Genomic DNA, 6222 nt, shown 5'->3' with positions numbered 1-6222 from the left:
TGGTCGTGGTCGTGGTCGTGGTCGTGGTCGTGGTCGTGGTCGTGGTCGTGGTCGTGAGGATGATCCGTGTGTCCGGCCTCATGCGCCTTTGCACGCACGTTATCGCGCCATGTGCGCCAGAGCATCCACCCGGCAATCACGAGAATCATCACGCCGGACGCCGCCTGAAAGTACGCCTCCGTCGCGTCGGCATTCCAGTTTCGCCCGAAGTACAAACCCGCCATGGCGACGAGCCACACCACGGCCGTGTGCGACACCGTGGCCGACAGCCCGAGCAATACCGCCTGCCCGACAGTGCCCCGCACGGCGACGATGAACGCCGCCATCATGGTCTTGGAATGCCCCGGCTCAAGCCCGTGCAACGCACCGAGCAAGATCGCGCTAGGAATGAACAGCCAGGCATTGCCTTGCTGGAGAAGGGTCGAGAACTCGGTCATGGCACATCACTCGATAAGGAAACGTCGTCCGCGCAATATACTCCCCCTCAGTATATTTGTGTTAGCATTTTTTCCATCTAACTCGTGACAGACAGGAGCGCGACCGGCCGTGCACACGATTCGGGACAAGAACAAACTGCTCGCACGCGTGCGTCGCATTCAGGGGCAGACGCAGGCGTTGGAGCGTCAGTTGAGTGAGGAGGGCGACTGCGTCGAGATCCTTCAGCAGATCGCTGCCATTCGCGGCGCGATCAATGGGCTGATGGGCGCGGTCATCGAGGGCCATCTGGTCGATCACGTCATCAACGAGCCCGATCAGGCGCAGCGTGACGCCGAACTGGCGCCCTTGCTTCACGTCATCAAGGCTTACCTGAAATGAGTGAAATGCGCGACGTCATGCATCACGAACCGCTACTTCGCTTTGAAGGGCTCACCCGGCGCTTCGACGATTTCGTGCTTTTCGAGCGTCTCGGCCTGCGCGCCGGCGCCGGTTGCTTCGCATTGCGCGACGAAGGCGGCGGCGGCAAGACCACGCTGCTCGGCATGCTTGCGGGTACGGTCGACGCCGGTGACGGCAAGGTGTGGATCGACGGCCATTCGATGCAGAGTGCACCCGAGGCGGCGAAAACCGCACTGGCGGTCGTGCCGTTCGATTGCCTGACTGAGCCGTCGCAAACGGGACGGGATTTCCTTGAGCAGCGCGCGGCGCAGCGTCGCACGACGGTCAGCGCCGACGTGCTGGATCTGGCAGAACGCTTCAGCCTGATGCCGCACATGGAGAAGCGCTTCGACCAGATGTCGACGGGCACACGCCGCAAGTTCTATCTGACGGCCACGCTGTTCGGCGCGCCTCGCGTGATCCTCGCCGACGAACCGAGTGGCGGCCTCGACGGACCATCACGCGCCGTGCTCATCGACTTGTTCAAATTGTTCGGCAAAGACCATTGCGTGCTTTTTTCGACGCATGACGACGAACTTGCCGAGGGCTGTCAGGCGACGACCCTCGGCTTTGCCGATCTGACGGGAAACAGCGCAGGTTGACGTCGATCCGCGCTCAGATCTGGATGGGCGTTCGGTAGAGCGCGTTGCGTACCGCAGCCCGATCCTTTTCCTCGAAATTTTTCAGCCAGTCGTCATTGCGAAACTTGAAGAACCGGTCGTCCATCGGATCCGAATTGCTGAACGCTTTGAATGCGCCAAATCGGACCGATGGTTCGAGGCAATTGATGTTCTTCAACAGTTCGACCGATACGTCATTCGGTTGACAGTTTTGCTCACGCGCCAACTGTGCGACGAGCTCATCGTACGTATGACCGTCCTGGGATTCGTGCATGGCGGCCCACTTCGAGTAGGCCCAATCGGGCAACGACAACGATGAGTAAGTGCTGATAGACGTCGACATCGGCGCGGATTTCGCCTTATCGAGGTCTTTGGCGATCGGGGCGTTGGGCTGCGGCGGCGACGACTCGGGTGAACTGATCGGCTGCAATGCGGCGGTGTTGATGGCGCCTGTGTTTTCCATGACCTTTGACTCCTTGAGTGAATGGAGTCTTCATCCTGTCACTCACATAGCGCCACCCTTTGCGAGACAAACCACCATCTTTGCCATTCGGGATTCGCGCGGCGCAATCCCACGCAAAGCAATAGGAAAGCGCTTGGGGGCGCTCCGCACATCAACCTTGCAGGCAAGCCGAGCACGGGTCTCCACTTTTCTGCGCTCTCAAACGTTCAATACCACCAACGTTGGCTGAAAGTCCGACAGGGGAGCGATGCAAGAGGTTTTCTGGAGGAAAAACGCCAGCGCCCCCCTTATCCTCACTCACTTACGATACATGCCAAGCTGCCCAATCCTTTCGCGGACATACCACAACGGCGGCTTGCCGCCAGGGACAATGCCTGAGCTGATAATGACAATTTGGGAATAAATGTTACGAGATACAGTTCCTTTTAAATAAGGCTTGACTTGCTCATTTCCGATCAACCTATTGAACCATTTCTCAGATCCAGGATTGACAGGAGTAAACACCCACTCGACCGTCAGCTTGGCGACCTTCTTCTTTTCGCTATCATCCAGCAGCATGAACGAGTTTGGCATGATCATGTCGTGACATCTTTTCACGCCATCACGAATCACTTGCCGCATCTCATCTCTCGCGTTTTCGACCCGCGCCTCACTGTCCTTCCCCGTTACCGAACTCAACGCGATATTCGTGGGTGACGCCAGAGGTGTCGTCACGCTGCGGCTCGAATTTCCACTAAACATCTCGTAGCACTCAATACCTCCGAGAAGACTCCGCAATCCGGCGCTTTTGACATCATTTTTGACGTCTTCTGACACCGTATCCTTTAGATACTCTTTGATCGCTTCATTTCTTGTCAGGCAGTCGAACCACTTTTCCGTACTACCATTGATCGGAGTAAATACCCAGGCGACGGTCAGCTTGGCCACCCGCTTCCGACCCTCCTCACCCAGTTCAATGAATGAGTACGGCATGATCATGGTGTGGTCTGACGACACGCCATCACGAATCATTTCCCACATCTCCTGCTTTGCATTTTCGATCTTCTCCTCGCTATCCACGCAACTTACCGAACGTGTCGCGATATTGGTGCGCAAAGAGGTAATCGGAGACTCCGACATCGGTAACGACGAATTGGCAGGCGCCTGAGCGGCGGCATTCAGGTCACGACTCAGTTGGACCGTATCGTTCCCTCTCGCTTCGTCAGGAACAGCGTTTGATACGGCGGGCACCGTCACACTCAAATTCGAAATCGATTCCATGTTCCCACTCCTTCAAATTCCGTTGATCGGAGTTCCAGATTGGCACCGATGGCGCGGCGCACTTGCGCTTTTCAACTCGCCGCTTTGGAACCGTGAATCAACGGGATGGCACTTGGGACGTTCGCAACGCAACCGCATGGGGAATAGTCTCGACGGGTAGCGAATCTGCGCCGGCAACGTCTGTGCCATCATCCGTCTATCGTTTCAAAACGGGAGACGGTCATGAACGGCAAATGGTTTTCGAAGTTCTCGAGCTACCTTTCCACGCTGACCGGACGACCGGTGTCATTCGTGCTCGCCGTCGTGCTGGTGCTGATCTGGGCGCTGACCGGGCCGCTGTTCGGTTACAGCGACACGTGGCAACTGGTCATCAACACCTCGACCACCATCGTCACCTTCCTGATGGTCTTCCTCATCCAGAACACGCAGAACCGCGACACGGCGGCCATGCACATCAAACTCGACGAGCTGATTCGCGCCATGGAAGGCGCGCACAACGCATTGCTCGACCTCGAAGAACTCGACGAAAAGGAACTCGCCCGCTTTCGCAAACGATACGAAGCGCTCGCGGGCAAAGCACGTCTCGCGCTGCGGCAGGGCAATCCCGATACCGATTCGCCAATCATCGACGAGGACAACGACGATGGCGATGGTGATGACAAGGACGACACTCAATCGCCTCAGTTTCACGCACCGAAATCGGACCCTCGCGACCGTTGAGTCCGGTTGAGGCCGACAGGGGCCTGCGTTGAAGCGCAACACACTCGCATTGATCTGCGCTCACTAAAGTTACCGCTGCGTTGAGCCGTAAGCGCAGAGAGTAAGGACGCAATGGCATCCATGTTTCGCTGCAACGGCGCTGGCAGTCCGGCCCGGGCAGTCGCCCCCTGTCAACGGCCCGCTCGCGGGCCTACCGATGAAAGCCCATGAAAGTCACTTCGTTGCGAACCCGGATTCTGCTCATCACCTCTTTGACGGTGATCGGCGCGCTGATCCTCTCAGGCATTACGACTTACGTGGTCGTGCGCGACAGCATGATGTCCAGCATCGAGCACACCCTCTCCGCCGTGGCCAACGGTAGCGCCGCCACCATCGAACGCTGGTCCGCCGACAAGGCGCAAGCCGTCGTCGCCACGTCGCAAGTGGTCGAGAAGGGCGATCCGGCCGGTCTCGTGAAGCTCATGGGCAAGACCAACGACTTCCCGATCACGAGCATCGGCTGGTCGGACAAGACGTTCTTCTCCACCGCTCCCACGCCGCCGGATTACGATCCGACCGCCCGTCCCTGGTACAAGAGCGCGGTAGCCGCCGGTAAGCTGACCGTCACCAAGCCGTACGGCGATTCGTCGACGGGCATTCCTTACGTCGCCTTTACCGCGCCGCTCGTGCGCGACGGACAGACCACCGGCGCCATCAGCGGCGCAGTCGCACTCACGGGCGTGCAGGACATCATCAAGGCCGTGCACCCCACGCCGTCGAGCCTCGCGCTCGTGGTGTCGAGCGACGGACAGGTCATCGCGCACCCGGACAGCAAGTACTCGCTCAAGCCGTCCACGGATGTGTCCGCCACGCTCACGGCGGATTCGCTGGCTAGCATCGCCGCCGAGGGCGCCAAACCCATCTCGATGGAATTCTCCGGCGCGGCCAAGTTGCTCAAGGCCAAGCGTATTCCGGGCACCGACTGGTATCTGGTCGTCGCCCTCGACCGTGCCGAGGCCACCGCCGGCCTCACGCATGTGCTGACGGCCACCGTCGTCACGCTGGTGGTGCTCACGCTGGCCGCGCTGCTGATTGCGTCGATCTTCACTTCGCGCGCCTTCAAGCGCCTGTCGATGGTGCGCGACGCCATGGACACTATCGGTTCGGGCGACGGCGACATGACGCAGCGTCTGGACGTCTCCGGTCACGACGAAGTCGCGCAAATCTCGCAGTCGTTCAACGCCTTCGTCGACAAGATCAGCAATGTGATGCTGGACGTGCGCACCGGGGTCTCGTCGATGACTTCGGCCACGAGCGAGATCGAGATGGGCAACCGCGATCTGTCGCAGCGCACGGAGGCCTCGGCCGGGTCGTTGCAGGAGACGTCGTCGGCACTCACGGAGCTGACCTCCAGCGTCAAGCAGACGGCCGACACCGCCGAGCACGCGACGCGTCTGGCGAACGAGGCGAGCGCGGCTGCCGCGCGCGGCGGTCAGGTCGTGACGGACGCCGTGGGCACGATGGGTGCGATCACGCAATCGTCGGAGCGCATCACCGAGATCATCAGCGTGATCGACGGCATCGCCTTCCAGACCAACATTCTGGCGCTCAATGCCGCGGTCGAAGCCGCCCGCGCGGGCGAGCAGGGTCGCGGCTTCGCCGTGGTGGCTGGCGAGGTGCGCACGCTGGCGCAACGCAGTGCAGCGGCGGCGCAGGAGATCAAGGCGCTGATCGAGACGTCGGTGCAGAACGTGAAGAGCGGTACCGAGCGCGTGCAGGCGGCGGGCACGACGATGAACGAGATCGTCGACGGCATCACGCGCGTGCAGCGTCTGGTGAGCGAGATTCACGGGGCGATGACCGAACAGAGTGCTGGCATCAGCCAGATCGACCGGACGGTGTCGGAGATGGATCAGGCAACGCAGCAGAACGCGGCGCTGGTGGAGGAGTCGGCAGCCGCGTCGGCCATGCTCAGCGAACAGGCCCGCATGCTGGCGGAGACGGTGGCGCGCTTCCGTCTGCGGGAATCGAGTGAAGGTCACGGCTTTGGCAGCGGGCATGCGCCGTCGCTGTCGCTGGTGGGCAGCGCGCAACGGCTCGCCGCCTGAGCGGAGCGCTGCCACCGCAAACGTCGGCTCGTGTCAGGCGAGCGCGCGCGATATATACGATGAAGACGGGGCCGTTTCGTGAGCGAAGCATTCACAAAACATAAATTTCCCGTTACAATCGCGCTCCCTTGCAGGACAAAGCCGACGTGGTGAAATTGGTAGACACGCTATCTTGAGGGGGTAGTGGCGAAAGCTG

Annotated in this window: 7 protein-coding genes; 4 read left to right on the top strand and 3 right to left on the bottom strand. The window is 60.2% G+C overall.

The features are described 5' to 3' along the window. On the bottom strand, window positions 1–437 hold a 437-nt coding region (locus A9762_RS25150; RefSeq protein WP_139133396.1), incomplete at its 3' end, for a nickel/cobalt efflux transporter. A 109-nt stretch (window positions 438–546) separates the two neighbouring features. Between A9762_RS25150 and A9762_RS25145 the strand changes: the two genes are divergently transcribed. Then, a complete protein-coding gene (locus A9762_RS25145; protein WP_069344710.1) occupies window positions 547–816 on the top strand; it encodes a metal/formaldehyde-sensitive transcriptional repressor in 270 nt (89 codons plus the stop codon). Then, window positions 813–1478 (top strand): ATP-binding cassette domain-containing protein, encoded by a 666-nt coding sequence (locus A9762_RS25140; RefSeq protein WP_240493711.1) that lies wholly within the window; start codon window positions 813–815, stop codon window positions 1476–1478. Before A9762_RS25145 ends, A9762_RS25140 begins: the two co-directional genes overlap by 4 nt. Before the next feature lie 13 nt (window positions 1479–1491). Here A9762_RS25140 and A9762_RS25135 read toward each other — a convergent pair whose 3' ends face one another. Both A9762_RS25135 and A9762_RS25130 read right to left on the bottom strand, forming a co-directional pair. Beyond that, a complete protein-coding gene (locus tag A9762_RS25135) occupies window positions 1492–1959 on the bottom strand; it encodes a hypothetical protein (RefSeq protein WP_069344709.1) in 468 nt (155 codons plus the stop codon). A 297-nt stretch (window positions 1960–2256) separates the two neighbouring features. Continuing rightward, a complete protein-coding gene (locus A9762_RS25130; RefSeq protein WP_069344708.1) occupies window positions 2257–3219 on the bottom strand; it encodes a hypothetical protein in 963 nt (320 codons plus the stop codon). Window positions 3220–3441: 222 nt separating this feature from the next. Between A9762_RS25130 and A9762_RS25125 the strand changes: the two genes are divergently transcribed. Together A9762_RS25125 and A9762_RS25120 are read left to right on the top strand one after the other, a co-directional pair. Beyond that, complete coding sequence (locus A9762_RS25125) at window positions 3442–3939, top strand: low affinity iron permease family protein (protein WP_069344707.1); 498 nt, start codon at window positions 3442–3444, stop codon at window positions 3937–3939. Between the two features lie 206 nt (window positions 3940–4145). Next, window positions 4146–6026, top strand: coding sequence for a methyl-accepting chemotaxis protein (locus A9762_RS25120; protein ID WP_069344706.1), 1881 nt, complete (start codon window positions 4146–4148; stop codon window positions 6024–6026). Window positions 6027–6222 lie beyond the last annotated feature (196 nt).

It is taken from the genome of Pandoraea sp. ISTKB (assembly GCF_001721285.1).
In the GTDB taxonomy this organism is placed as follows: Bacteria; Pseudomonadota; Gammaproteobacteria; order Burkholderiales; family Burkholderiaceae; genus Pandoraea; species Pandoraea capi.
Note: the sequence above shows the minus strand (reverse complement) of the source record. Positions and strands in the feature narration are given on the sequence as shown.

Excerpts from the sequence above, each read along its gene's own strand:
- A9762_RS25140 (WP_240493711.1), top strand. The coding sequence starts at position 813 with ATGAGTGAAATGCGCGACGTCATGCATCACGAACCGCTACTTCGCTTT.
- A9762_RS25125 (WP_069344707.1), top strand. The coding sequence starts at position 3,442 with ATGAACGGCAAATGGTTTTCGAAGTTCTCGAGCTACCTTTCCACGCTG.
- A9762_RS25130 (WP_069344708.1), bottom strand. The coding sequence starts at position 3,219 with ATGGAATCGATTTCGAATTTGAGTGTGACGGTGCCCGCCGTATCAAAC.
- A9762_RS25120 (WP_069344706.1), top strand. The coding sequence starts at position 4,146 with ATGAAAGTCACTTCGTTGCGAACCCGGATTCTGCTCATCACCTCTTTG.
- A9762_RS25135 (WP_069344709.1), bottom strand. The coding sequence starts at position 1,959 with ATGGAAAACACAGGCGCCATCAACACCGCCGCATTGCAGCCGATCAGT.